Here is a 24,094-nt window from a genome sequence, read left to right on the forward strand (position 1 = left end):
TGCCGCCACCACTCGAGAGCTCGATGGCGTGCTAAGGGGAGGGCGACGTGGCGCATTCCGCCATGGCTGGTTCTGGTTGGGGAACGACCGAAGGTGACGATCCGCTCCAGACGGCCGTGTGGCGGTTGCGTTCGCGCGCCTGCTGGGCCGATGCGGCGGCGCTGCTGGAGCCGGTGACGGCGGCGACCGCGCTGCAGCGGACGGCGCTGCTGGTGGAGCGGTGCCTGTACACCGAGCAGGGCTGGGCGGACGCCGAGGACGCGCTGCGCACCGCAGAGGCGCTGGCCCACAGCGACGACGAACGCGGCGCCGCCGCCTGCGAACGCGGTCAGCTCGCGTACGCCGCGACCGTGCACGGGGTGCGCGACCGCTCCGACGAGGCGCGGGCCGCGCTGGGCCGGGCAGCGGCGCTGATCCCGCCGGGGGTCGCGGGGCGGGCGCTGCTGGACTTCCGGCGCGGGCTGCTCGCGGAGAATCTGACCCGGTCGCCGCAGGCCGCCCGCGCGGCGTACCGGCGGGCCCACGCCGGCGCGACCGCGCACGCCGACCCGCTGCTGCAGTCCTTCACCTGGCGGCACCTGGCAGGCCTCGCCCTGCGGGAAGGGGAGTTGGCGGAGGCACGGCACGGGTTCGCCGAGTCGCTGCGGATCCGCGAGGAGCTGGGGTACCTCGTCGGTACGGCACCGGCACTGGTGTCGCTCGCCGACGCGGAGTCCGAACCGGAGGCGTCGCGACTGCGAGAGGAGGCACGACGCCTGTTCCGGCTGCTGGGCGGGGTACCGACGTGGCTGGCCAGGCACCTGACACCCCCCGCGACCGGCGCGGCGACGGCCTGACCGAGGTGGTGGTGACGGGGTGGGCCGGGAGCGGCCGGCTCCATCGTGGGCACGGGAAGGTCCAGCCCATGGCGCGACGGGCGGGGGGCCGCGCGGGGTGGTCGCGGGGGCGGATTCGACGCGCCGTCAGGGTGTGCTGCTCCAGCGCGGGGCGGTGTCGGCCCAGGCGGCGTCCCACTCGACGAGGTTGCGGCGGTGCAGCACCAGCCCGGTGACGCCGTGGACCGCGAGGCCGGTGATCACGACGCCCAGGAAGGCGAGGATGGCCCAGCCCATCGTGCGGCTGCGGATCTGGCCGGTGGTGAGCGGCGGCTCGGTGAGCTCGCCGGCCGCGTCCACCCAGACCAGGACGGTGCTGTCCGCGGGCAGTCCCGGCTCGACGTCCGTCTTCCCGGTCCTGGTCGTCCCGTCGGGGCCGGTGTACCGGACCTTGACCGGGTACCGGGTCTCCCTGGCCTCGTCCGACCCGGGCTCCGGGTGGCGCGGGGCGTCGTGAACCAGGACCGCCGGACGGTGGTCCCGGGTCCGGGCCTCGTGCTCGGCGGTGCTCCGGTAGTGACGGTGGGCGGTGTCACCGGCCGCGTACATCGCCCCCGGTGCCGCGAGCAGCACGGCGAGCACCAGCCCGAGGCCGATCCAGGCGCGCATGCGGTCGGTGCGGCGCCGGAGGGGGTTGCGGCGCCACCGCCAGAGCAGTAGGCGCGGGTCCCCTCCAGGGACGGGATCGGGCGGCGGTGGCTGGGCGCGAGGTGTCTCACCGGCCACGGTGGTGCCTCCTTCCGGGCTCGGGGCAGCCGGATCGGGCCGTCGGTGCGGGTGCGCCGGCCGACCGGCGGCGGGTGAAAGAACGGTTCGGGACGAGGCCGGGGCGCGGAAGTGCCGGGGCGGGCGTACGAGCCGGCAGCCGGCCGGTGGCCGACCCGGCGGGCGCCGGTCCCGGGAGTGTGACCGGCGCCCGCGCGGGCGCTGAGGGGGACGCGGTCGCGGGTTCGACGCGGACGACCGGCCCGGTGGTGTGGCTCCGCGGCGCGCAGCGGTGGCTGCGGCGCTCGGCCGCCGCACCGGTCCGCGGCCGGGAGACACCCGCGCGAAGCGCCGGGCCCGGTTCCGTCGCCGGGCAGAACACGCCGGCGTCCGCCGCGCCGGTCAGTGCGGGTGTTCGTCCGGTGGGTCCGTGCCCGCGGTGGACGGGTGGGAGTGCGCCGCCCCCAGCAGCTTGGCGGCGCCGCGGACGGCGGCCGTGTGCGGGGCCGGTACGGCCCGCAGGGGGACGTGCAGTCTGCGGGTGAGGTCGCAGGTGATCTCGGGGCGCAGGGCGCCCCCGCCGGCCAGCAGCGGTCCCCTGCCCAGGGCGTCGACGGTGAGGGACGTACGGTTCTGGCGCAGCATCGAGGTCGTCATGTCGGCCACCGCCTCCCCGATCAGCGCGGCCGGCGTGGACTCGCCGAGGTCGCCCGTGCCCAGGGCGGTGCGGCGCGCGTCGAAGACGGCGCCGTCCACCAGGAGCACCACCTCGGTGAGGTGCGCCCCGATGTCGATCACGAGCAGCGGCCGCGCCAGGTCCGCGCCCGCCGCGAGGGCCACGGCCCGCGCGCTGGGCACGGTCAGCACGCTGCGCGGACGCAGCACCTCCACGGCCGTACGGGCCTCGTTGCGGTAGGCGTACCCGTCCAGCACCGGGGCGGTGACCACGACCAGGGGACGGGTGAAGCGGGGCAGCCGGTGGCCCAGCAGCCGGTCGAGCATCCGGGCGGTGCCCGGGGTGTCGACGATGGAGCCGCGCTGGATGGGATAGACCGCGCCGGCCCCCGGGAAGGTCACGGTCGGCACGTCGAGGATCATGCCCCGCCCGGCGACCCAGGCGCGGGTACGGGCGCTGCCCATGTCGAGGGCGACGCCGGTGCAGTGCCGGCACATCGGCCAGGGCCGGTGCGGGGCGCGGGCGGTACGGGACCGCCGGACCACGGTCATCGTCCCGCCTCCCGCACCTGCTGGCAACGAGCGCAGTAGCGGGCCTGCGGCACGATCATCAGGCGCTCCCGGTCGACGGGACGCCGGCACAGGTGGCAGTGCCCGTAGCGGCCCTCCGCCATGCGGGCGAGGGCCGCCTCGACGTCGGCGAGCACCATGCGGGCGGAGGCCGCGAGCTTGACCCGGACCTCGGTCCGCGCGGCGCTCGGCCGGCCCGGCTCGCCGGCGCGGGACGGGGCGGCCGCGATCTGCCGCAGCTGCTCCTCGCGGAACCTGCGCTGCTCGTGGAGGCTCTCCTCGAGCGCGGCGAGGTCCGCGGGCGACAGGTACGTGTCGCGGTCGTCGATGATCTGCTTGTTCACCACTTCACCCCTTGGGCAGGGCGGGAGACGAAGACTGGACGGACGACGGTCAGGCGGCGGCGCGGCGCTGGCAGGCGACGCAGTACCGCGTGTAGGGGAGGATCTCCAGCCGCTCCCCCGGCACCGGCTTGCCACAGCCCAGGCAGGCGCCGTAGGTGCCGGCGTCGATACGGGCGAAGGCCTCGTCGATCTCCTTGAGCACCCGCGCGATCGCGTCCTGCTGCGCGGACATCAGCTGGTCGTCCGCCTGGCCGCTCTCCTCCAGGGCCTGAAGCTGGGTCATGCGGGTGCTGCGGGCGTGCTCGAGGCGCTGGCGTGCCTCGTGAGCGGTCAGCCGCTCGGGGCGGGGTTCGATGCGGGAGGCGTCGAGCGACACGGTGCGTCCTTTTCTCGCAAGGTTCTGCGGATACTTCTCGGAAGGTTCTGCGGGTACGGCGAGAGCCGGGCCGATCGGACCCGGTCAGCCTCAACTCTGGCCCCGGCGGCCGGGGAAACCCATCGGGCGCAGACCCCATTTGCCGGGGGCCGCGGGATCCACTCGGCGACGTGCCGTGACCCCCGTATGGGTGTGCCGCCGCCGGGAAATGGGGGTCGGACCCCATCGACCCGGCGGCGCCCGGCGAGGCACGCTGGTCGCTTGCTCGGTCGCGACCAGGGTCTGCTTCGCCGGACGGGCCCCGGGACCGCGGCTCCCACCGAGGGTGCGCGATGACCGACAGTGGAGGCGTACCAGTCGACGCGTCGCAGAAGGAGGCGTACCCCCCGGTGTCCCTGTTCTGGCGGATCTTCGGGCTCAACTCGGTGGTGCTGGGCTTCGCCACGGCACTGCTGCTGTGGGCACCCGTGACCGTCTCCGTGCCGGTGCTGCTGACCGAGGCGGTCGTCCTCGTGGGCGGCATGGCCGTCATGCTGGTGGCCAACGGCGCCCTGCTGCGCTGGGGCCTGGCGCCCCTGGACCGGCTCACGAAGCTGATGACCACCGTCGACCTGCTGCGTCCCGGCCAGCGGCTGCCGGTGTCCGGCGGCGGTGACGTGCCCGAGCTGATCCGCACCTTCAACGCGATGCTCGACCGGCTGGAGCACGAACGGGCCACGAGCAGCGCCCGAGTGCTGCTGGCCCAGGAGGCGGAGCGCCGCCGTATCGCCCAGGAGCTGCACGACGAGGTCGGGCAGAGCATGACCGCGATCCTGCTGGTGCTCGGCCGCGCCGCGGACGACGCCGCCGAGCCGCTGCGCGCGGAGCTCCAGCAGGCGCAGGAGATCACCCGGGAGAGCCTGGACGAGGTACGCCGGCTGGTGCGCCGCCTGCGGCCCGGCGTCCTGGACGACCTCGGCCTGATCAGCGCCCTGTCCTCGCTCACCCACGACTTCGCCACCCACACCGGGCTGCGCGTCGTCCGCCGCTTCGACGCCGACCTGCCCGCCCTGGACCAGGAGACCGAGCTGGTCCTCTACCGCGTGGCGCAGGAGAGCCTGACCAACGCGGCCCGCCACGCGGACGCCGAACGCGTCGAGGTGAGCCTCGGCCGGGCCGACGGCGCGGTCGCCCTCACCATCACCGACGACGGCCGGGGCACCGCGGAGGCGCTCTGCGAGGGCGCCGGCATCCGCGGGATGCGGGAGCGGGCCCTGCTCATCGGCGCCGCCCTCGACATCACCTCGGCAACCGGCGCCGGCACCAGCATCCGGCTCACCGCACCCGTCCCCAGGAAGCAGCCCTGACCATGTCCGACCCCTCCCTGCCCGACCCGTCCCTGCCGGAGCCCGCCCCGCCGGTCCCCTCCGCCGCGCCCTCGTCGGGCCCGTCCAGGATCCGCATCCTGCTGGCCGACGACCACGCGCTGGTGCGGCGCGGGGTGCGGCTCATCCTCGACCGGGAACCGGACCTGGAGGTCGTCGCCGAGGCCGGGGACGGGGCGGAGGCCATCGACATGGCGCGGGCGCACGCCGTGGACCTCGCGGTCCTGGACATCGCGATGCCCCGCCTGACCGGCCTGCAGGCGGCCCGTGAGCTGGCCGCGCTGAAACCGGGGCTGCGCATCCTGATGCTGACGATGCACGACAACGAGCAGTACCTCTTCCAGGCGCTGAAGTCGGGCGCCTGCGGGTACGTCCTGAAGTCCGTCGCCGACCGTGATCTGGTCGCCGCCTGCCGGGCCGCGATGCGGGACGAGCCGTTCCTGTACCCGGGTGCGGTGACCGCCCTGATCCGCAACTACCTGGACCGGGTCCGGCACGGCGAGGAGAACGCCGACCACATCCTCACCCCCCGGGAGGAGGAGGTCCTCAAGCTCGTCGCCGAGGGCCACTCCTCGAAGGAGATCGCGGAGATCCTCTTCATCAGCGTCAAGACCGTCCAGCGGCACCGGGCGAACCTCCTCCAGAAGCTCGGCCTGCGCGACCGACTGGAACTGACCCGGTACGCCATCCGCGCCGGGCTCATCGAGCCCTGACCCGCCCAGCCGACCGCCAACCCGCCAACCCGCCAACCCGCCAACCCGCCAACCCGCCAACCCGCCAACCCGCCAACCACACGAAAAGGGACGGTGCATGCGCCCCACACCTCGCACCGCCCCCAGTCACCGCCTCGCGGCGACGCTCACCGCGCTGCTGGCCGTCCTGCTGACCCTGGCCCCGGCCGGGCCGCTGGCCGGGGCGGGCCTCGCCCTGCCGGGGACGGTCCCCTCGGCGACGACCGTCCCCCGCCCGGACACCGGTTTCCACGCCGACGACGGCTGCGCCACCACCTGTGCCACCCAGGCCAGGGCACGGCACGACCACCTCGGTGAGCGTCCGGCGCCCCTGGACCGCCTCGCCACGGCCACGCGCCCCACGGGCGCCGCCCCCGCAGCTCACCGGCGGGCCACGGCGCCGTCCGGCTCCGTACCCGTCTCCCCCGGCCGCACGAGCCACGACCGCGGACGGGCGCCTCCCGCCTCCTCCGGCACCTGAGGCACCCGTACTTCCCATTCCTTCTCTCGCCGCGGCCGCGCTGGGCCGCTGTCGTGGCGTGCCTGCCGGAGGCCCGTGTTGAAACGTTCCCGTCCCCGCTCGCGCCCCAACTCCCTGAGGGGCCGGGCGCTCGTCGCCCTCCTCGTGATGGCCGGCGCCGTGGCCATCGCCCTGACCATGCCGGTCCGCCTCGGGCTCGACCTGCGCGGCGGCACCCAGATCGTGCTGGAGACCAAGTCCACCGAGACCACCAAGGCCGACCGCGAGGCCACCGACCGCACCGTGGAGGTGCTGCGCGGCCGCATCGACGCGCTCGGCGTCGCCGAACCGACCATCGTCCGCTCCGGTGACAACCGGATCGTCGTCGAACTGCCCGGCGTCCAGGACCCGAAGCAGGCCGCCGACGTGCTGGGCCGCACCGCCCAGCTCACCGTCCACTCGGTGCTCGGTGCGGCCGAGAGCACCGAGCAGGACGCCGGGCCGGAGTCCGGTACGGAAGGCGAGCGCCTCCTGCCCGACGAGGACGGACAGCCACTGCGGCTGAAGTCCGCCTCGCTCACCGGCGAGGACGTCAAGGGCGCCGACGCCCGCTTCGACCAGCAGGGCGGAGCCGGCTGGCACGTCACCGTGGACTTCAAGGACTCGGGCGGCGACCGCTGGGCCAAGGTGACCGGCGAGGCCGCCTGTCACCCGGCCGGCGACCCGCAGCGCCGGGTCGCCATCGTGCTCGACGACAAGATCATCTCTTCGCCGCAGGTCGACCCGTCGGTGGCCTGCGGGGCGGGCATCACCGGTGGCTCCACCCAGATCACCGGCTCCTTCGACGACGCCGAGGCGCGCGAACTGGCGCTGCTCGTCAAGGGCGGTGCCCTGCCCGTGCCGGTCGAGACCATCGAGCAGCGCACCATCGGCGCGACGCTGGGCGACGAGGCCATCTCGGCCGGTGCGTGGGCCGCCGTCATCGGCACCGCGCTCACCGCGCTGTTCATCATCGTCGTCTACCGCCTCATGGGCGCGCTGGCGACCGTGGCCCTGCTCTGCTACGGCCTGATCTCCTACGCCGCGCTGGCCGCGGTCGGCGCCACCCTCACCCTGCCCGGCCTGGCGGGCTTCGTGCTGGCCATCGGCATGGCGGTGGACGCCAACGTCCTCGTCTTCGAACGCGCCCGCGAGGAACAGGCCTCCCGGACCCGCCCGAGCACCCGCTCCTCGCTGACCGCCGGTTTCCGCAGCGCCTTCAGCGCGATCGCCGACTCCAACATCACCACGCTGATCGCCGCCGCCCTGCTCTTCTTCCTGGCCTCCGGCCCGGTGAAGGGCTTCGGCGTCACCCTGGGCATCGGTGTCCTCGCCTCCATGCTCAGCGCCCTGGTGATCACCCGGGTGCTCGCCGAGTTCGCCGCGAGCCGTCCGGCGGTCTTCCGCCGGCCCCACATCACCGGCATCTCGACCACCGGCCCGGTCCGGGACGCGCTGCTGCGCCGCGACCCCTTCCTGATGCGCCGGCCGCGCCGCTGGCTGGCCGTGTCCGCCCTGGTCATGGTGGTGGCCGGCTCGGGCATCCTGGTCCGCGGGCTCGACTTCGGCATCGAGTTCACCGGCGGACGGCTGATCGAGTACTCCACGGCCACCCAGGTCGACGCCGACCGGGCGCGGGACGCCCTCGCCGACGCGGGCTTCCCCCGCGCCGTCGTCCAGTCCTCCGGAGACGGCGACCTCACGGTACGCACCGAGGAGCTGACCGACGCCGAGGCGGAGAAGGTCACCGAGACCGTCGGCGAGCTGGGCGGTGACACCGAGAAGGTCCGCGACGAGCTGATCGGCCCCAGTCTCGGCGAGGAGCTGCGGCGGGACGCCTTGATCGCCCTGGGTCTGGCCCTCGGCGCGCAGCTGCTGTACCTCGCCGTCCGTTTCCGGCTGCTGTTCGGCACGGCGGCGGTGAGCGCGCTCGCCCACGACGTGGTCATCCTGGTCGGCGTCTTCGCGTGGCTGGGCAAGCCGATCGACGGGGTGTTCCTGGCCGCGCTGCTGACGGTGATCGGCTACTCGGTCAACGACTCGGTGGTCCTCTTCGACCGCATCCGGGAGCTGCTCGCCGGCAAGGACCGCAGGACGCCGTTCGCCCGGCTCACCAACCGGGCGATCCTGCAGACCCTGCCGCGCACGGTCAACACGGGCATGGGCGCGGTGCTCATCCTCGCCTCGCTGGCCCTCCTGGCCGAGGACTCGCTGACGGACTTCGCGCTCGCGCTGCTGATCGGCGTGGGGGTCGGGACGTACTCCTCGGTGTTCACCGCGTCCCCGCTGGCCATCGAGATGCACGACCGCGGCAGCGGGTCCCGTCGCACCCGCCGCAAGGGGCGGATCACGGAGAAGACGGTGCCGGCGAGCCGCACGGAACGGCAGGAGGTGTCGTAGGCGGCCCGCCCTTCCCATGGGAGGTCCGCCCTTCCCTGGGGGAGCGCTCAGGGCGCCGCGCCGAAGTGCTCCCCCACCAGGGCCCGCACCAGGTCCTGGTCGCCGGCGATCAGCGCGTCCAGCAGTGCCGTGTGTTCGTGCGCGTCGGAGATCAGGTCGGCCCGCCCCCGCCCCGCGGGGGTCCCGGCCCGCGGCCACTGGGCGCGACGGTGCAGGTCGCCGGCGACGCCGACGAGCTGTTCGTTGCCGGCGAGCGAGAGCACCGCGCGGTGGAAGGCGCGGTCCGCCTCGGCGTAGGTGGCCGGGCAGCCGGAGGACGCGGCCCGGACGGCGGCCTCGGCGAGGGGCCGCAGCCGCGCCCACCGCTCGGCGGGCACCGTACGGGCCAGGCGCAGCCAGACCGGGGCCTCCAGCAGCGCCCGGACCTCGGCGAGCTCGGCCCGTTCCCGGTCGCCGCGCCGGACGACGCGGAAGCCGCGGTTGGGGACGACCTCGACGGCGCCCTCCACGGCCAGCTGCTGCATGGCCTCGCGCACGGGCGTGGCCGAGACGCCGAACCGTTCCCCGAGCGCGGGCGCCGAGTAGACCTCGCCGGGCCGCAGCTCGCCGGCCATCAGCGCGTTGCGCAGGGCGTCGAGTATCTGACCGCGCACGGAGGAGCGCTGGACGAGGACGCGCGGCCGGGGCGCGGGGGGTTCGCTGTGCGTGTGCTCACCGCGCACGGCCCCGCCCGGCTCCCCAACGCCGCGGTCCCGCCCGTCTCCGCCGTCCCGGCGCTCACTGCCGTCCCGGTCCTCGCCCCGGCCCGGATTCCGCTGCTCCCGGTTCACGTCCGCGGCACCGGGCTGCGCCGGGACCCGCGCCGCTCCGGACGCTCCCGGCGTTCCGGCCGGTCCGGCGACCCGCAGGCGCTCCGTCCCCGTCCCCCCGGGCCCCTGCGCGCTCGGCTCCACGGGTCCTCCTGAGGGACGTGTCGGTACTTGAGGTCATTACGACGGGTTGTCACTTGTCCGTCAAGCACCATAAAGGCACGGGCCGCCAGTTCAAATCCCGGGGATCTTCGGTAAGGTAAGGCTTACCTCAAGCTGTCCTTCGTTTCCGACGTGGATCGGTGGTCCCGCATGCCTGTCACCCGCACGGCCCTCACGGACGCCTACGCGCGCCTGACCGAGGTCCTTCCGGGGCTGGGCGTCACCGAGCTGGACCCGGCCGGCGAGGTCCCGGCCGGCGGCGGCTGGGTCGCGGCCGGCTCGCTCGCCTCGGGCGGCGCGGAGCTGGAGGCGTTCCTAGCCTGGGACGACGCCCAGGTGCTGCGGGACTACGGGCAGCGGGCCCGCCCGGACGTCGTGGCGAGTTTCGGTCTGCACCGGTACGCGTGGCCGGCCTGTCTGCTGATCACCGTGCCGTGGTTCCTGCACCGCCGGGTCCCCCGCTACCCCGCCACCCAGGTCGCCTACGACCGCTCCGCCGCGGGCCTCCCCCTCGGCCGGATGGCCGTGCGCGCCGCCGGCTTCGCCTGCCTGCCCGGCGACCCGGCCGCCGCTCTGCCCGGCGCCCGCGTGGTCGCCGACGAGGAGGCACTGCGGGTGGAGGTGCGGGCGGCGGTCGCCGAGCACCTGGAGCCGGTACTGGCCGGATTCGGCCCCCGGATGCGGCGGCGCGGACGCGCCCTGTGGGGCATGGCGACCGACGAGGTCGTCGAGGGCCTCTGGTACGTCGCCCATCTGCTCGGCGAGCAGGAGCGGGCCCGGCGAGAGCTGGAGCTGCTGCTGCCGGGCGCGACCAAGCCGTACGTCGGCGACGCGGCGTTCCGCGAGCTGACCGGACCGGACGGCGAACCGCTGCACACCCGGGACCGCGCGAGCTGCTGCATGTTCTACACGGTGCGCCCCGAGGACACCTGCGCGACCTGCCCGCGCACCTGCGACGCGGACCGCGTCGGGAAGCTGCTCGCCGCGGCGGGCTGAGCCGCCCCCGGCCGAGAACCCGGGCCCCGTTTCACAGCCCCCTCAGGCGGCACGGCGGTTTCCCTTGGAACCACCCGCACGGGTGGTCTTAATCGAACTCATCTGCCACCCCACGCAAGGCAGTTCGAGCAGAACACCGCCCCGGGCGCCCCCTCTCACTCCCATGGCGGTCTCTTGCCGCGAAACCCCCTGAGGCCCGCCGGGTTTGGGCCACCATGGCGGGCGTTACGCCCTATCCCAAGGCAAGGGACCCCAGATGAGATTGACCGACATATCGCTGAACTGGCTGCTTCCGGGCGCCGTGCTGCTCCTGGGCATGCTGGCGGCGGTGGCGGTGCTCGCGCGAGGCAAGCGTTCCTCGGGGAAGGACGAGGGCGCGGACGACTCGTGGGAGCGCATGGAGGAGCGGCGCAGGCGCAAGGAAGCCCTCTACGGCAGCGTCTCCTATGTCCTGCTCTTCTGCTGTGCCGCGGTCGCCGCGGCGCTCTCCTTCCACGGTCTGGTCGGCTTCGGCGAGCAGAACCTCGGTCTGAGCGGCGGCTGGCAGTACCTGGTCCCGTTCGGGCTCGACGGGGCGGCGATGTTCTGCTCCGTCCTCGCGGTGCGCGAGGCCAGCCACGGTGACGCGGCGCTCGGCTCCCGCATACTCGTGTGGACCTTCGCGTTCGCGGCGGCGTGGTTCAACTGGGTGCACGCGCCCCGCGGCATCGGTCACGCGGGTGCCCCGCACTTCTTCGCGGGCATGTCCCTGTCGGCGGCGGTCCTGTTCGACCGCGCCCTGAAGCAGACCCGCCGGGCCGCGCTGCGCGAGCAGGGCCTGGTGCCCCGCCCGCTGCCGCAGATCCGCATGGTGCGCTGGCTGCGGGCCCCCCGGGAGACGTACCGCGCCTGGTCGCTGATGCTCCTGGAAGGCGTGCGCAGCCTCGACGAGGCCGTCGAGGAGGTGCGCGACGACATGCGCAAGAAGGAGGAGGCCAGGCAGCGCCGGCGCGAGCAGGAGCGTCTGGAGCGGGCCCAGCTCAAGGCGATCAGCCGGGGCCACGGCCACCGGGGCTTCCCCGGGCGCGGCGGCCGGCAGGTCGAGGTCGAGGTGCAGCAGGTGGAGCGCGGCACCGAACGGGCCACCGCGGAGCCTGCCATATCGACCCCGGAGCCCCTGCCCGTACGCCGGCGGCCCTCCTTGCAGCCCGTGCGGAACGGAGCTGACCCGGTCACCGTCGACCTCACCGCGGAGGACGACACGCAGGCCCTGCCGCGGCTGGACTCCCTGGAGCGCAAGCTCAAGGACCTCGAGCAGCAGTTCGGTTAGGTGCGGCCGGAGCTGACGGGTCGCCGGGACCCCGGCTGCCCGTCACGCCGTCTCGGCGTCCAGTTCGAACCAGACCGACTTGCCCGTCCCGCAGGCCCGCACGCCCCAGTCGTCGGCGAGGGACTGCACGAGGAGCAGGCCCCTGCCGCCGGTGCTCTCCTCCGGGCTCGGCGTGCGCGGCCGGGGCAGGCCGTCGGCGCGGTCCCGCACCTCGACCCGCAGCGCCCGCGGTCCGACCGTGGCGGTCAGGACCGCGCCCTCGTCGGTGTGGACGAGGGCGTTGGTGACGAGCTCGCTGGTGAGCAGCTCCGCGATCTCCGACCGTCCCGGACCGCCCCAGTGCCGCAGCAGCTCACGCAGGGCCCGCCGGGCCTCGGGCACCGCCCGCAGGTCCGCCCGTCCGAGTCGTTGCCTGAGCTCCGGCACCGCCTTCCTTTCCATGTCCCCCGTCGACGTGCTGATGTCGTTCCCTCCCTGTTCGAACAACTTCACGGGGGAAGCCTTGCCCGTTCGGACCCCGGGCAGTCATGTCGATTCGCCGACGTCCCCCACAAGGGCCGTGCCGTCGGTCACGGGCGCGGCACGTTCCGCAGGTTCGAGCGGGCCATCTGGAGCATCCGCCCGACACCGCCGTCCAGCACGATCTTGGAGGCGGACAGCGCGAAGCCGGTGACCATGTCGGCGCTGATCTTCGGCGGGATGGACAGGGCGTTGGGGTCGGTGACGACGTCGACCAGGGCCGGTCCCTTGTGCTTGAACGCGGCCTTCAGCGCCCCGGCCAGGTCCTTCGGCTTCTCCACCCGCACCCCGAAGGCGCCGCAGGCCTCGGCGACGGCGGCGAAGTCGGGGTTGGCGTTGGCCACGCCGTGCGAGGGCAGGCCCGCGACCAGCATCTCCAGCTCGACCATGCCGAGCGAGGAGTTGTTGAAGAGCACGACCTTCACGGGCAGGTCGTGCTGGACGAGGGTGAGGAAGTCGCCCATCAGCATCGTGAACCCGCCGTCGCCGGACATCGACACGACCTGCCGGCGCCGGTCGGTGAACTGGGCGCCGATCGCCATCGGCAGCGCGTTCGCCATCGAGCCGTGCGAGAAGGAGCCGATGACGCGGCGCTTGCCGTTGGGCTGGATGTAGCGGGCCGCCCAGACGTTGCACATGCCGGTGTCGACGGTGAACACGGCGTCGTCGTCGGCCATCTCGTCGAGCACGGCGGCGACGTACTCGGGGTGGATCGGGACGTGCTTGTCGACCTTGCGGGTGTACGCCTTGACCACGCCCTCCAGCGCGTCCGCGTGCTTCTTCAGCATCCGGTCGAGGAAGCGGCGGCTCTTCTTCTCCTTCACCCGCGGGATCAGGCAGCGCAGGGTCTCCTTCGCGTCGCCCCACACCGCGAGGTCCAGCTTGGAGCGGCGGCCCAGGTGCTCGGGCCGGACGTCGATCTGGGCGATCTTCACGTCGTCGGGCAGGAAGGCGTTGTACGGGAAGTCCGTGCCGAGCAGGATCAGCAGGTCGCACTCGTGGGTGGCCTCGTATGCGGCGCCGTAGCCGAGCAGGCCGCTCATCCCCACGTCGTACGGGTTGTCGTACTGGATCCACTCCTTGCCCCGCAGGGCGTGCCCCACCGGGGACTTGATCTTCCCGGCGAACTCCATCACCTCGGCGTGCGCGCCCGCCGTGCCGGCGCCGCAGAACAGGGTGACCCGGTCTGCGTCGTCGATCAGCCGCACCAGCCGGTCGATCTCCTCGTCGCCGGGGCGGACGGTCGGCCGGGAGGTGACGAGTGCCGTCTCGGCGGCCTTCTCCGGCGCGGGCTCGTCGGCGATGTCACCGGGCAGCGAGACGACGCTGACGCCGCCCTGGCCGACGGCGTGCTGGATGGCGGTCTGGAGCAGCCGGGGCATCTGCTTGGGGCTGGAGATCAGCTCGCTGTAGTGGCTGCACTCGCGGAAGAGCTGGTCGGGGTGGGTCTCCTGGAAGAAGCCGAGGCCGATCTCGCTGGAGGGGATCTGCGAGGCGAGGGCGAGGACGGGGGCCGCGGAGCGGTGGGCGTCGTAGAGGCCGTTGATGAGGTGGAGGTTGCCGGGGCCGCAGGAGCCGGCGCAGGCCGTGAGCTTGCCGGTGATCTGGGCCTCCGCCCCGGCGGCGAAGGCGGCGGTCTCCTCGTGCCGCACGTGCACCCACTCGATGCCGGAGTGGCGGCGCACGGCGTCCACGACCGGGTTGAGGCTGTCGCCGACGACTCCGTAGAGGCGCTTGACTCCGGCACGGGTGAGGATGTCGACGAACTGTTCCGCGACGTTCTGTTTGGCCATGGCTCCAGCTATGGCACACCGAGCGGCGTCACGCCTCCCAAACGGCGGCGGCCGTACGGTCGTCGGCGTAACCCTTGACCCGGACGCGGCTGTCGGCGAGGAACTCCGCGAGGCCGGGCGGGGTGCGGCCGGACCACCGCCGGGCGAGGAGTCCGCCCAGTTCGGGCTGGCTGAGCAGCGGCTCGGCGAGGCCCGCGGTACACATCAGCAGCACATCACCCGGGCGGGCTACGGAGGCGCGGAAGCGGAAGGGTTCGCGGGGCGGGCCGGCGGGCGGGACGTGGTGGGGCCCGGGCGGGGCGGTGACGCCGAGGTCCATGGTGAGCCGGTCCCCCTCCGGCGTCTCGGCGGGCGGCGACCCGAACCCGACGACGGGTTCACCGGTGACCTCGCCGACGCTCGGCTCCATGTTCTGCCAGGCGCCGTCCCGCAGCCGCAGCAGTCCGCCCGCGCCGACGCCGAAGTACACCCGCGTACGGCACCCGGGGTCGGCGGGCAGCAGCAGGCAGCGCAGGGTGGCCGCGTACTCGTCGGGGCTCAGGCCCTGGTCGGCGGCGCCCGCGCGGAGCCGGCCGAGGCTGCGGTCGGTGAGCCGGTGCAGCCCGGACTTCAGCTCGCCGCGGCGCCCGGCCCGCAGGTCCTCCCCGAGCCGGTCGTGGCTGCGGCCCACGGCCCGCCCGATCCACCGGCACACCTCGGCCGCCGCCCGGTGCGCTCCGGCGCTCGCGCGGGCCCCGGTGGCCATCGCGACCAGCACCAGCGCCTGCTCCCCCGCGCCGAAGCGGGCGACGAGCAGCGCGTCGCGGCGCGGGTCGCCCCGGTAGCGCGCGGAGTCGCCCCGCACGGAGACGGCCCGCAGGGTGCAGCTCCCGTACCGGGCGCCGTCCAGCACCGTGTCCGCCACCAGCCCGTCCAGCCCGTCGGGGTCGGCGGGCGGCAACGCGGTGGGCTCGGGGTCGTAGGTGGGCGGCCCGGAGCCGACGTAGTCACGGTCGGCGGGCGCGGGCGGGACCGAGGGGAGGAACGGGGGCGGCAGCGGCGGCAGCACGGGAGCGCCCCCGGCCGGCGGCGGTGGCGCGAACTCGCCGGAGCCCGGCACGGAGGCGCCGGCGGGCGGCTCCGAGAGATCGGCGTCCCCGGTCCCCGAGGTCGTACGCCCACGAGTCCACACCCGACGCCCGCCGCCGGGCGGAGCCAACGGCGCGGCGGACGACGCGGTGCCGTCGGCCGCCGGGACCGGCGGGGGCTGCGCAAGACCGGAAGGCGGTTCGGCCGCGGACCGCGTGGGGCCGGGCTGTGCGCTCTCCGGGGAGGACGGGGCGGGCTGTCCGGCCCGCCGCCCGGTCGCGGCGGCCGGGAAGTTCGCCGGTCCGGTGGGTACGGCGGGCGGAGGCTCCCACGGGGCCCGGGGCGGGGGTGGGCCGGGGCGGCTCGGTGCGGTGTCGGCGAGGGGAGGCGGCCCGGTGCGGGGTGCGGGGACGCCGGGGGGCGCGGGCGGCGCCCACCCCGGCGGGGCCGGGCCGGGCTCACGGCCGGCCGGCGGCGGGGAGTCCGCCCGCGGCGGAGGCGGTGGCGTCGGCCCGCCCCGTGTGCCGTGGTCCGAGCCTCGGGCCACCGTCCCCGCCGCCGAGGTGAAGCGGTCGTCCAGGGAATCGGGCGCGGCCGTGGGGCCGGTGTCGTCGGCGGAGTCGTCGTACAGCTGCGCCCACCAGTCGTCGTCATGACCGGCGGGACTTCCCCCCTGCTGACTCATGCTCCTGATTGTCCACCGACGGAGCCGGATGAGAACGGGGCATCGGGAAAATCCGGCGCACCGGCGTGCGCCGGGACGGCGTGTCGGGGGACGGGTCGAACGGTATTGCGAGGCGGGGTGGCCGAGCGGTCCCACCCCCCACGGGAGAACCGCCCGGCGACGCCACCTTGGCAGAGTGACCGGCGGTACGGCGATGATGTCCCGAGGCGGGTTTGCGCCGTGGCCGTTTTCCGCCACGGCGGCACCGCGGGCGTTGGTGAGGTTTGTGCTCGGGGAGGGGCGAGGGCTGATGCTGGGAGTGCTGGGGCTGGAGGACACGCACGAGTCGGCGTACCGGGCGCTGGTGTCCGTGGGCGCGGCCGACGTGCCCGATCTGGCCCGCCGGCTGGCGCTCGGCGAGCAGGACACGGAGCGTGCGCTGCGCCGGCTGGAACAGAACGGTCTCGCGGCCCAGTCCTCGGCCCGGCCGGGCCGCTGGGTCGCCGCGCCTCCGGGGGTGGCGCTGGGCGCGCTGCTCGCCCAGCAGCGGCACGAGCTGGAGCGGGCGGAGCTGGCGGCGGCGCTGCTGGCCGAGGAGTACCGCGCGGCGGCGGCCGAACCCGCGGTGCACGACCTGGTGGAGGTGGTGACCGGCGCCGCGGCGGTCGCCCAGCGCTTCCTCCAGCTCCAGCTCGGGGCGAGCGAGGAGGTGTGCGCGCTGGTCACCGGCAATCCGGTCGCCGTGACCGGCATGGAGAACGACGCCGAGGAGCAGGCCACCGGACGCGGCGTCCGCTACCGCGTGGTCGTGGAGCGGGCGGTCCTGGACCTGCCGACCGGCATCACCGAACTGACCGCCGCGCTCGGCCGCGACGAACAGGTGCGGGTGGTGGACCGGGTGCCGACCAAGCTGGTCGTCGCCGACCGGTCCCTCGCCCTGGTCCCGCTCACCGCGCGCTCCTCGGAGCCCGCCGCGCTGGTCGTGCACGCCAGCGGCCTGCTGGAGCTGCTGTCGGGTCTGTTCGAGGCGGTGTGGCGGGAGGCGCTGCCGCTCAGGCTGGGCGCCTCGGGGGTGTCCGAGCGCGGACCGGACGGTCCCGACGCCACCGACCTGGAGATCCTCTCCCTGCTGCTGGCCGGCCTGACCGACGCGAGCGTCGCCAAGCAGCTCGACCTCGGGCTGCGGACCGTGCAGCGCCGGGTGAAGCGGCTGATGGAGCTGACCGGCGTCACCACCCGGCTCCAGCTGGGCTGGCACGCCTACGAACGGGAGTGGGTGTCCAGGAAGCGCTGACCGGCGCCTGCCGCACCGCCCGCACTTCTGCGGACCGCGCCCGGCTCCGGCACCCTGGACAGATGGGAGCGTGGGACCTCCTGCTGTCCGGGCTGGTGATACTGCTCGGACTGTACGGGGTGCTGTTCCCCGGCATGCCCGGGTCGTGGCTGGTGTGGGCCGGGGTCCTGTGGTGGGCGCTGGAGGACCCGCGGCCGCTGGCGTGGGCCGTGCTCGTCGGCGCCACCGTCGTCCTGCTCCTGTCCCTGGCGGTGCGCTGGTCGCTGCCGTCCCGGCGCCGGCGGTTGCGCGCGGACGACGCCACCCGACGGCTGACGCTGTACGGGGGCGCGGGCGCGGTCCTCGGCTTCGTCCTGATACCGGTGGTCGGCGCGGTCCCCGGTTTCATGGGCGGCATCTACCTCGCCGAACGGCTGCGGCTGGGCCGGCACGGCGAGGCGAGGGCGGCGCTGCGGACGGCGATGCGGGCGGGCGGTTACAGCGTGCTGACGGAGTTCTTCGCCTGCCTGCTGATCACCGGAGCCTGGCTGGGAGCGGTACTGGCCGGCTAGCGCGGCGCCGGCAGGGTGCCCTCCAGGGCCAGCAGCCGCGTCTTGCGCTCCAGGCCGCCCGCGTACCCGGTGAGGGAGCCGTCGGCGCCGATCACCCGGTGGCAGGGGCGCAGGATCAGCAGCGGGTTGGCGCCGATCGCGCCGCCGACGGCGCGGACCGCGGGCCGGGAGGCCCCGATGCGGGCGGCGATCTCGCCGTACGTCGTGGTCGACCCGTAGGGCACGTCGTCCAGGGCGGCCCACACCCGCTCCCGGAAGGCGGTGCCCTCGGCCCGCAGCGGCAGCCGGAACTCGGTCAGCTCCCCGGCGAAGTAGGCGGCGAGCTGCTCGACGGCGGCCCGGAAGGGCCCGGCGTCCCGCCGCCACCCCTCCTGGACGGCCCGGCCGCCCTTCTGTCCGGCCACGGACAGGGAGGTGAGCGCGCCGTCCGTGTCCGCGGTGAGGAGCAGCGGGCCGACGGGGCTGGGCAGCTCACTCCAGAGGGTGTCGGTGGTCGTGGTCGTCATCGGTCGTTCTCCCACTCTCCTGCTGCACGCAGGTGGTTCAGGGCGTACGAGCGCCAGGGGCGCCAGGTGTCGGGTACGGCCGCGCCGGGCGGGGCGACGTCCGGGTCGCCGAGGGCGCGGGCCCGGACGACGGCCGCGGTGGCGGCGTCCACGCCGGGTACGGCGAGCAGCGCGCGTTCGGCCTCGTCCCGGTCGGCGCCGGGGTCGAGGCGGACGGCGCCGTCGGCGAGGGCGGCGGCGAGGGCGCCCGGGGTGCCGTGCGGCTCCGCCTCGGCGAGGACGCCCGGTTCCGGGAAGAGGTGGGTGAGGGTGCCGCACGGCGCGTCCAGCGTCTTGCCGTACCGCTGGACCAGCCGCTCGGCCTCCGCCCGTCCCGCCAGCGCCCGGACGGCGAACTCGTCGGGATCGGCGGTGCCCGGCGAGCGCAGTCCTGGGCGGGCGGCGACCAGCGGGGCGAGACGGGGGTCGGCCCCGAGGCGTTCGTCGACCGCGTACGGGTCGGCGTCGAGGTCGAACAGCCTCCGCAGCCGCTGTACGGCGGTGGTCAGGTCGCGCAGGTCGGTCAGGTGGAGGCGGGCGTCGAGCCAGCCGCCGCCGGTGCGCGCCCCGCCCGGGCGCTCGTCGACGGCGACGATCCCGGTGCCGTAGGGCAGGCGCAGGGCGCGCCGGTACACGCGGCGGCCGGTGGGGCCGCTCACCTCCTCGACCCCGGCGACGGCCTCCCGCCGGAGCAGGTCGAAGACCGGACCGGCCAGGTAGGGCCCTCGGTGGGCGAGGCGCAGCGGGATGCCGGCGGAGGGAGCGCCGGTGCGTGAGCGGGCGGGCGCGGCGGCGCGCAGCTCGCTCGGGGTGGCCGCGTACACGGCCCGGATCGTCTCGTTGAACTGCCGCACGCTGGCGAATCCGGAGGCGAACGCGATCTCGGTGACCGGCAGGGCGGTGGTCTGCAGCAGGACCCGTGCGGTGTGCGACCGCTGGGCGCGGGCCAGGGCCACGGGCCCGGCTCCGAGCTCGGCGGTGAGCTGGCGCTGCACCTGGCGGGCGCTGTAGCCGAGCCGGCCGGCGAGTCCGGCGACGCCCTCGCGGTCGACGACGCCGTCGCCGATCAGCCGCATGGCCCGGCCCACGACGTCGGCGCGGACGTTCCAGTCGGCCGAGCCCGGCACGGCGTCCGGGCGACACCGCCGGCAGGCCCGGAACCCCGAGCCCTGCGCGGCGGCGGCCGTCGCGAAGAACCGCACGTTGCTCCGCTTCGGCGTGACCGCCGGGCAGCTGGGCCGGCAGTAGATGCCGGTCGTCTCGACGGCGAAGAAGAACACCCCGTCGAACCGGGCGTCCCGGCTGCGTACGGCCTCGTACCTGCTGTCCCGCGCCTTCTCGTGCGCCACGTCGTCCGTCTTCACGCCGTCCAGTCTCCGCCGGCCCGGGGGCCCGGGCTGGCGGAAATCGGACATCGCGTCGGCGAATGTGGCGCAGGTCGCCGACCTGTCGGCCGGTCCCGCCGCCCGGGTCCGCTACCGCAGACGCCCCCGCTTGGCCTCCATCGCCGCCTTCCCGACGGCGCCCCGGCGCTTCCACTCCTTGCGGATCTCGGCGCGCAGCCGGGCGTCGGTCTTGGCCACGATGCGCTGGTTCTCCCGCATGAGCTTGCGGTAGCTCTCCAGCCGCCGTTCGGGCAGTTCGCCGCTGTCGATGGCGGCGAGGACGGCGCAACCGGGCTCGCTCTCGTGGGCGCAGTCGTGGAACCGGCAGTCACCGGCCAGCTCCTCGATCTCGGCGAACACCTGGCCGACGCCGCTGCCCGCGTCCCAGAGGCCGACGCCCCGCAGCCCGGGGGTGTCGATCAGCACTCCCCCGCCCGGCATCACGAGGAGGTTGCGGGTGGTGGTGGTGTGCCGGCCCTTGCCGTCCATGTCCCGGGTGGCCCGGACGTCCATGACGTCCTCGCCGAGCAGCGCGTTGGCGAGGGTGGACTTGCCCGCGCCGGACTGCCCGAGCAGTACCGCCGTACCGCCGCCGACCACGGCGGCCAGGACGTCCAGCCCTTCCCCGAGCGCGGCGCTGACGGGCAGCACCGGCACGCCGGGCGCGGAGGTCTCCACGTCCTGGACGAGGTGGGCGAGCGTCACCGGGTCGGGCACCAGGTCGGCCTTGGTGAGGACGACCAGGGGCTGCGCCCCGGACTCCCAGGCCAGCGCGAGGAACCGTTCGATCCGGGCGAGGTCGAGTTCGACGGCCATCGACACGGCGACGATCGCGTGGTCGACGTTGGCCGCGAGGATCTGCCCCTCGGACCGCTTGGAGGAGGTGGAGCGCACGAAGGCCGTACGGCGCGGCAGGTACGTGCATACGTAGCGCGGGGTGCCGCCCGGTTCGACGGCGACCCAGTCGCCGGTGCAGACGGTGCGCAGGGGGTCGTGCGGGGTGACGAACGCGGTGTCGGCCCGCAGGACGCCGTCTGCGGTGACGACGTCGCACTGGCCGCGGTCGACCCGCACGACGCGGCCGGGCAGCAGCCCTTCGGCGGCGTGCGGCGCGAACGCGTCGGCCCAGTCCTCGTCCCAGCCGTAGGGGGCGAGGGCGGAGTGGGCGGTGAAGACGGAGGTGGAACGGGACGTGGAAGTCAAGGGTTGGCCCTTCAGAGGGGCGGCCCCGGCGACAGGACTCAGCTGGCTGAGGTCAGCCGGTGGCCAAGGAGGTGGACGTGATGGGTTCCTGGATGCGGGCAGCGCCCGTCGCGATGACAGCCATCGGTCGACACCTCCTCACTCCTGTGTTCCGCGCCCACGGCGATCACCGTGTGACGTGCGTCAGATTAGCCCGTGGGTACCTCCGCCCGTCAACGCCTTTTTGGCCGGCCTGTCGTCAGGCCCGTTCGCACTCCCGGCCGTTCAGCGTGAAGGCGTACGGCGGGGAGTTCCTGCCCCGCCAGGAGGCGACGAAGCCGAGGGCGATCCGGCCGCCGGCGGGGACGGCCTTGTTGTAGTCGGCGGCACCGGCGGTGACGCGGGCCCCTTCCTGGACCTGCCGTGCGTCCCACATCCGCTCGACGCGCTGGCCGTCGGGGAAGGTCCAGGCGACCTGCCAGGAGTCGAGGGCACTGCCGGTCGTGACGGTGACGGTGGCCTGGAAGCCGTCGGGCCACTGGTTGACCAGGTCGTACCGGACGCGGCAGGGAGACGGGGCGCGGCCGGGTTCCGCCGGACCGTCGGCCCGCGCGGTGGGTGTGGCGGGTGTGGTTGGTGTGGCGGTGCCCTGGGGTTCCGGGTCGGGGTTCTCGCTCTGCGGGGGCCGGTCCGGTGCGGCCGCCGGGTCCTCGGCGGGGGACAGTGACGCCTCCGGCGGCTCGGTGGCCTCCGTCGCCGGTGCGGAGCCGGGGACGGCGGCCGGGCGGCGGTCCACGGTGCCGGTGGGCACCGCGGTGGCCGTGGGCGCGGCGCTGTCCTCGGCGGTGGTGCCGAAGGGGTGCAGGGAGACGGTGAGCGCCAGCAGGGACACCGCGACGGCGGTGCCGAGGAGGCCGCCGCGGACGACGCGGGCCCGGTGGCCGGCGTCCGCGGCCCGGTCGCTGTGGTCGTCGTCCGCCGCCGGGTGGGCGGCGCCGAGCCGCGCCTCGGCGGCGCGGCGCCGGTGCTCCAGGTAGGCGAGGCCGCCCCAGCCGATCACGCCCGCGGCGAGGGCCGCGGGCAGCCCGGCGCCGTGCGGGCGCAGGCATCCGGCGGCCTCCGCGCAGTCGGGGCAGGTGGCCAGGTGGTGGGAGAGGTCTTCGGGGACGTCGGCGGCCGGTGACCTGGTGACCGCGTCCAGGAGCCGGGCGTACGCGCGGCAGCCGGTGTCCGGGGTCGCGTCGAGGTGGCCCCGGCGGCAGCGGTCCCGGAACAGTTCCCGGGCCCGGGCGAGTTCGCCGGAGACGGTGGCCGGGTCGAGACCGAGCCGGCGGGCCACCACGGACGGCGGCAGGGCCTCCACGTCGGCCAGCCACAGCAGTTCCGCGTCGGGTGCCTGCATGTCCTTGAGGCCGCGCAGCGCGAGCGGACGGCGCGGCGGGGGGCCGGTGTAGCGGGCGGCCCGGGCGGAGTTCAGCCACAGCCGCAGGCCGGGGTCGAGTCCGTGGCCCCGTCCCGCCGTCTCCCAGGCGGCGGCCGTGGCGCGCACGGCGGTCAGCAGCAGCGGGACGCGCGGCAGCCGGGAGGGGCTGCGGGCGGCGCTCCGGGCCACCGCGGCGTCGGCGGCCCGTACCTCGCGCATACCGTGCCCGAACGCCTCGGTGGCCAGCCGGACGGCCTCCGGTGATCCCGCCGTGCACAGACGGGCGTACGACAGCACCGTGTCCCAGCACTCGGCGAACAGCGCGGCCTCGGCGGCGTCCTGCGGGCTCGGCGGGTCGGACATCGGACTCCTGCATCCACGGGCGAGGCCAACTCGTCACGCGATCGGCGGAGTTGGCGACCGGTGTCGCGGCAAGCGCAGAGCTTGGCACGTCCGCGGCAGGGCTGACAAGCGCCCGGTCACACCTCCACAGGCGCGTCCTCCGGGAGGCTGTCCATGAAGGAGCTGACGGAGAAGACCGCGTTGCCGGCACCGGGCGGGCCGTAGCCGGGGGGCGAGGAGAGGCCGAAGTCCTCCATGGTCTGCCGGTAGGCCTGGAGCAGGCGGATGTGGTACTCCAGCGGCGCGCCCTGCGGGTTGGCCTTGCCCAGCGGGGTGGTGGGCTCGGGGCACCAGGTGGTGAAGCGGGGCGTGATGCCGTGCGACATGAAGAAGCGCAGGCCCTCGGTGGTGGAGTCGATGGCCTCGTCGACCGTCTTGAAGCCGAACGGCTCGGCCATCTCCACGCCCGCGACGAAGTTGGGGATGACGTTGCGCGCGCCGAAGACCTCGGTGGAGTCCAGGATGCGCTTGTGCCACTCGTCGCGGCCGACGTAGCGCTCCTTGCCGGGGCAGTACATCTTGAACAGGTACTCGTCCCACACCTCGAAGTTGGGGTGGTAGATCTGCACGCCGTAGTCCTTGAAGCGCTGGACGTCCGGCTTGGGCAGGGCCTGGGCGACGACCTTGCCGATCCAGCGGCCGGGGAAGTGCTCCTCGATGGCCTTGGCGTACCGCCCGTAGAAGTCGGCCTCGTCCAGACCCTGCACCTTCGACGTGATCGCGCCGCCGGTGAGCGTGTACGCGGTGGAGATCCTGGCGGTGTCGTACTTGTTGATGATCTCCAGCGCCTCGAGGACCTCGTCGACGTCCTTCACGCCGGTGTACGGCCGCCCGGCCGCCTTGTGCTGGCGCCAGTTGTGGTTGATGTCGCAGTACTGGCACTCTTCCTTGGCGCCGAAGTACTGGCAGACGCGGAACGCGGTCAGGTAGATCAAGTAGCCCCACTGGATGGTCGGGGCCACCTCCATGACCGACTTGCCGTTGGAGAGCTTGTGCCGGTAGTACTCCGGCATGGGCGGCACGCCGACGTCGGAGATCCGCTTGCCGTCGAGGTAGAGGCCGAGCTGGTTGTGCTCGTCGGCCGCGACCCGGTAGGGCGAGGACGGGTTCACCCGTACGGAGACGACGGTGCGGCGCAGGTCGTAGGGGCCGCCGGTGAGGATGATCTCCTCGGGCGGCCGGCGCAGCGCGGCCTCGCCCAGCTCGGGCAGGGTGCCGTGGTCGAAGGAGAAGATGAAGTACGACTTCGGCTTGACCTCGCCGTCCTCGTTGTCGCTCAGCGCGGAGGGGTCGAAGGCCACCCCGCCGCGGAGCAGGTCCTCCTTGAAGACGGCTTCCCGCGGTACGTGCGGAAAGCGCTCCATCAGATCCTCGACCAGCGCGGTACGGCTGCCCATCCCGTTGTCTCCTCCCGGCTCAGGCGTTCGACTTCTCACGGTATGCCCCCGCCGGT

The 24,094-nt window shown here is 74.6% G+C and carries 22 protein-coding genes; 9 read left to right on the forward strand and 13 right to left on the reverse strand.

The annotated features are described in order from the left end of the window. Nucleotides 1-47 precede the first annotated feature (47 nt). The gene (locus ACFW47_RS16490) at nucleotides 48-836 is read left to right on the forward strand and encodes a hypothetical protein (RefSeq protein ID WP_386276378.1); all 789 of its coding nucleotides are present in this window, start codon (nucleotides 48-50) and stop codon (nucleotides 834-836) included. Nucleotides 837-962: 126 nt separating this feature from the next. On the opposite strand, the gene ACFW47_RS16495 is transcribed toward ACFW47_RS16490, so the two are convergent. From ACFW47_RS16495 to ACFW47_RS16510, 4 genes are all read right to left on the reverse strand, one after another. Next, complete coding sequence (locus ACFW47_RS16495; protein WP_386276380.1) at nucleotides 963-1,601, reverse strand: hypothetical protein; 639 nt, start codon at nucleotides 1,599-1,601, stop codon at nucleotides 963-965. A 381-nt stretch (nucleotides 1,602-1,982) separates the two neighbouring features. Then, entirely contained in the window at nucleotides 1,983-2,807 is an 825-nt protein-coding gene (locus ACFW47_RS16500; RefSeq protein WP_386306127.1) for a rod shape-determining protein, read from the reverse strand. Then, on the reverse strand, nucleotides 2,804-3,172 hold the full coding sequence (locus tag ACFW47_RS16505) for a TraR/DksA family transcriptional regulator (RefSeq protein WP_386276384.1): 369 nt from the start codon (nucleotides 3,170-3,172) through the stop codon (nucleotides 2,804-2,806). The genes ACFW47_RS16500 and ACFW47_RS16505 overlap by 4 nt, the downstream gene beginning before the upstream one ends. Before the next feature lie 46 nt (nucleotides 3,173-3,218). Beyond that, complete coding sequence (locus ACFW47_RS16510; RefSeq protein WP_386306128.1) at nucleotides 3,219-3,545, reverse strand: TraR/DksA family transcriptional regulator; 327 nt, start codon at nucleotides 3,543-3,545, stop codon at nucleotides 3,219-3,221. Between the two features lie 389 nt (nucleotides 3,546-3,934). Here ACFW47_RS16510 and ACFW47_RS16515 point away from each other — a divergent pair, with 389 nt between their 5' ends. From ACFW47_RS16515 to secD, 4 genes are all read left to right on the forward strand, one after another. Further along, nucleotides 3,935-4,891 carry a HAMP domain-containing sensor histidine kinase gene (locus ACFW47_RS16515; protein ID WP_386277181.1) on the forward strand — a complete coding sequence of 319 codons (957 nt, stop codon included), beginning with the start codon at nucleotides 3,935-3,937 and terminating at the stop codon, nucleotides 4,889-4,891. A 2-nt stretch (nucleotides 4,892-4,893) separates the two neighbouring features. After that, nucleotides 4,894-5,622, forward strand: coding sequence for a response regulator (locus ACFW47_RS16520; RefSeq protein WP_386276388.1), 729 nt, complete (start codon nucleotides 4,894-4,896; stop codon nucleotides 5,620-5,622). Between the two features lie 97 nt (nucleotides 5,623-5,719). Next, complete coding sequence (locus ACFW47_RS16525; RefSeq protein ID WP_386306129.1) at nucleotides 5,720-6,121, forward strand: hypothetical protein; 402 nt, start codon at nucleotides 5,720-5,722, stop codon at nucleotides 6,119-6,121. A 78-nt stretch (nucleotides 6,122-6,199) separates the two neighbouring features. Then, the gene (secD, locus tag ACFW47_RS16530; protein ID WP_386276392.1) at nucleotides 6,200-8,539 is read left to right on the forward strand and encodes a protein translocase subunit SecD; all 2,340 of its coding nucleotides are present in this window, start codon (nucleotides 6,200-6,202) and stop codon (nucleotides 8,537-8,539) included. Between the two features lie 47 nt (nucleotides 8,540-8,586). Here secD and ACFW47_RS16535 read toward each other — a convergent pair whose 3' ends face one another. After that, nucleotides 8,587-9,492, reverse strand: a complete 906-nt coding sequence (locus ACFW47_RS16535; protein WP_386276394.1) for a GntR family transcriptional regulator — start codon at nucleotides 9,490-9,492, stop codon at nucleotides 8,587-8,589. A 168-nt stretch (nucleotides 9,493-9,660) separates the two neighbouring features. Here ACFW47_RS16535 and ACFW47_RS16540 point away from each other — a divergent pair, with 168 nt between their 5' ends. After that, on the forward strand, nucleotides 9,661-10,506 hold the full coding sequence (locus tag ACFW47_RS16540) for a (2Fe-2S)-binding protein (protein WP_386306130.1): 846 nt from the start codon (nucleotides 9,661-9,663) through the stop codon (nucleotides 10,504-10,506). A 256-nt stretch (nucleotides 10,507-10,762) separates the two neighbouring features. Next, nucleotides 10,763-11,815 (forward strand): DUF2637 domain-containing protein, encoded by a 1,053-nt coding sequence (locus ACFW47_RS16545; RefSeq protein ID WP_386276400.1) that lies wholly within the window; start codon nucleotides 10,763-10,765, stop codon nucleotides 11,813-11,815. A 42-nt stretch (nucleotides 11,816-11,857) separates the two neighbouring features. Here ACFW47_RS16545 and ACFW47_RS16550 read toward each other — a convergent pair whose 3' ends face one another. The 3 genes from ACFW47_RS16550 to ACFW47_RS16560 all read right to left on the reverse strand — a co-directional run bounded on the left by ACFW47_RS16550 (nucleotide 11,858) and on the right by ACFW47_RS16560 (nucleotide 15,880). Further along, the gene (locus tag ACFW47_RS16550) at nucleotides 11,858-12,256 is read right to left on the reverse strand and encodes an ATP-binding protein (RefSeq protein ID WP_386277183.1); all 399 of its coding nucleotides are present in this window, start codon (nucleotides 12,254-12,256) and stop codon (nucleotides 11,858-11,860) included. A gap of 128 nt (nucleotides 12,257-12,384) precedes the next feature. Further along, nucleotides 12,385-14,127, reverse strand: a complete 1,743-nt coding sequence (locus tag ACFW47_RS16555; RefSeq protein WP_386276403.1) for a pyruvate dehydrogenase — start codon at nucleotides 14,125-14,127, stop codon at nucleotides 12,385-12,387. A gap of 28 nt (nucleotides 14,128-14,155) precedes the next feature. Further along, nucleotides 14,156-15,880, reverse strand: a complete 1,725-nt coding sequence (locus ACFW47_RS16560) for a protein phosphatase 2C domain-containing protein (protein ID WP_386306131.1) — start codon at nucleotides 15,878-15,880, stop codon at nucleotides 14,156-14,158. A 289-nt stretch (nucleotides 15,881-16,169) separates the two neighbouring features. Between ACFW47_RS16560 and ACFW47_RS16565 the strand changes: the two genes are divergently transcribed. Both ACFW47_RS16565 and ACFW47_RS16570 read left to right on the forward strand, forming a co-directional pair. After that, nucleotides 16,170-17,153 carry a helix-turn-helix domain-containing protein gene (locus ACFW47_RS16565; protein ID WP_386306132.1) on the forward strand — a complete coding sequence of 328 codons (984 nt, stop codon included), beginning with the start codon at nucleotides 16,170-16,172 and terminating at the stop codon, nucleotides 17,151-17,153. 62 nt (nucleotides 17,154-17,215) lie between these two features. Beyond that, entirely contained in the window at nucleotides 17,216-17,704 is a 489-nt protein-coding gene (locus ACFW47_RS16570; protein ID WP_386306133.1) for a DUF456 domain-containing protein, read from the forward strand. On the opposite strand, the gene ACFW47_RS16575 is transcribed toward ACFW47_RS16570, so the two are convergent. The 5 genes from ACFW47_RS16575 to ACFW47_RS16595 all read right to left on the reverse strand — a co-directional run bounded on the left by ACFW47_RS16575 (nucleotide 17,701) and on the right by ACFW47_RS16595 (nucleotide 24,038). After that, nucleotides 17,701-18,210, reverse strand: coding sequence for a methylated-DNA--[protein]-cysteine S-methyltransferase (locus ACFW47_RS16575; RefSeq protein ID WP_386306134.1), 510 nt, complete (start codon nucleotides 18,208-18,210; stop codon nucleotides 17,701-17,703). The genes ACFW47_RS16570 and ACFW47_RS16575 overlap by 4 nt on opposite strands. Beyond that, nucleotides 18,207-19,664, reverse strand: a complete 1,458-nt coding sequence (locus ACFW47_RS16580; RefSeq protein ID WP_386306135.1) for an AlkA N-terminal domain-containing protein — start codon at nucleotides 19,662-19,664, stop codon at nucleotides 18,207-18,209. Before ACFW47_RS16580 ends, ACFW47_RS16575 begins: the two co-directional genes overlap by 4 nt. A gap of 60 nt (nucleotides 19,665-19,724) precedes the next feature. Next, nucleotides 19,725-20,837, reverse strand: a complete 1,113-nt coding sequence (rsgA, locus tag ACFW47_RS16585; RefSeq protein WP_386306136.1) for a ribosome small subunit-dependent GTPase A — start codon at nucleotides 20,835-20,837, stop codon at nucleotides 19,725-19,727. Nucleotides 20,838-21,075: 238 nt separating this feature from the next. Next, entirely contained in the window at nucleotides 21,076-22,602 is a 1,527-nt protein-coding gene (locus tag ACFW47_RS16590; protein ID WP_386306137.1) for a cellulose binding domain-containing protein, read from the reverse strand. A 116-nt stretch (nucleotides 22,603-22,718) separates the two neighbouring features. Further along, nucleotides 22,719-24,038, reverse strand: a complete 1,320-nt coding sequence (locus ACFW47_RS16595) for a radical SAM protein (protein ID WP_386276420.1) — start codon at nucleotides 24,036-24,038, stop codon at nucleotides 22,719-22,721. Between the last annotated feature and the right edge of the window lie 56 nt (nucleotides 24,039-24,094).

Origin of the sequence: Streptomyces sp. NPDC058796 (genome assembly GCF_042745235.1) — a bacterium.
Taxonomy (GTDB): Bacteria; Actinomycetota; Actinomycetes; order Streptomycetales; family Streptomycetaceae; genus Streptomyces.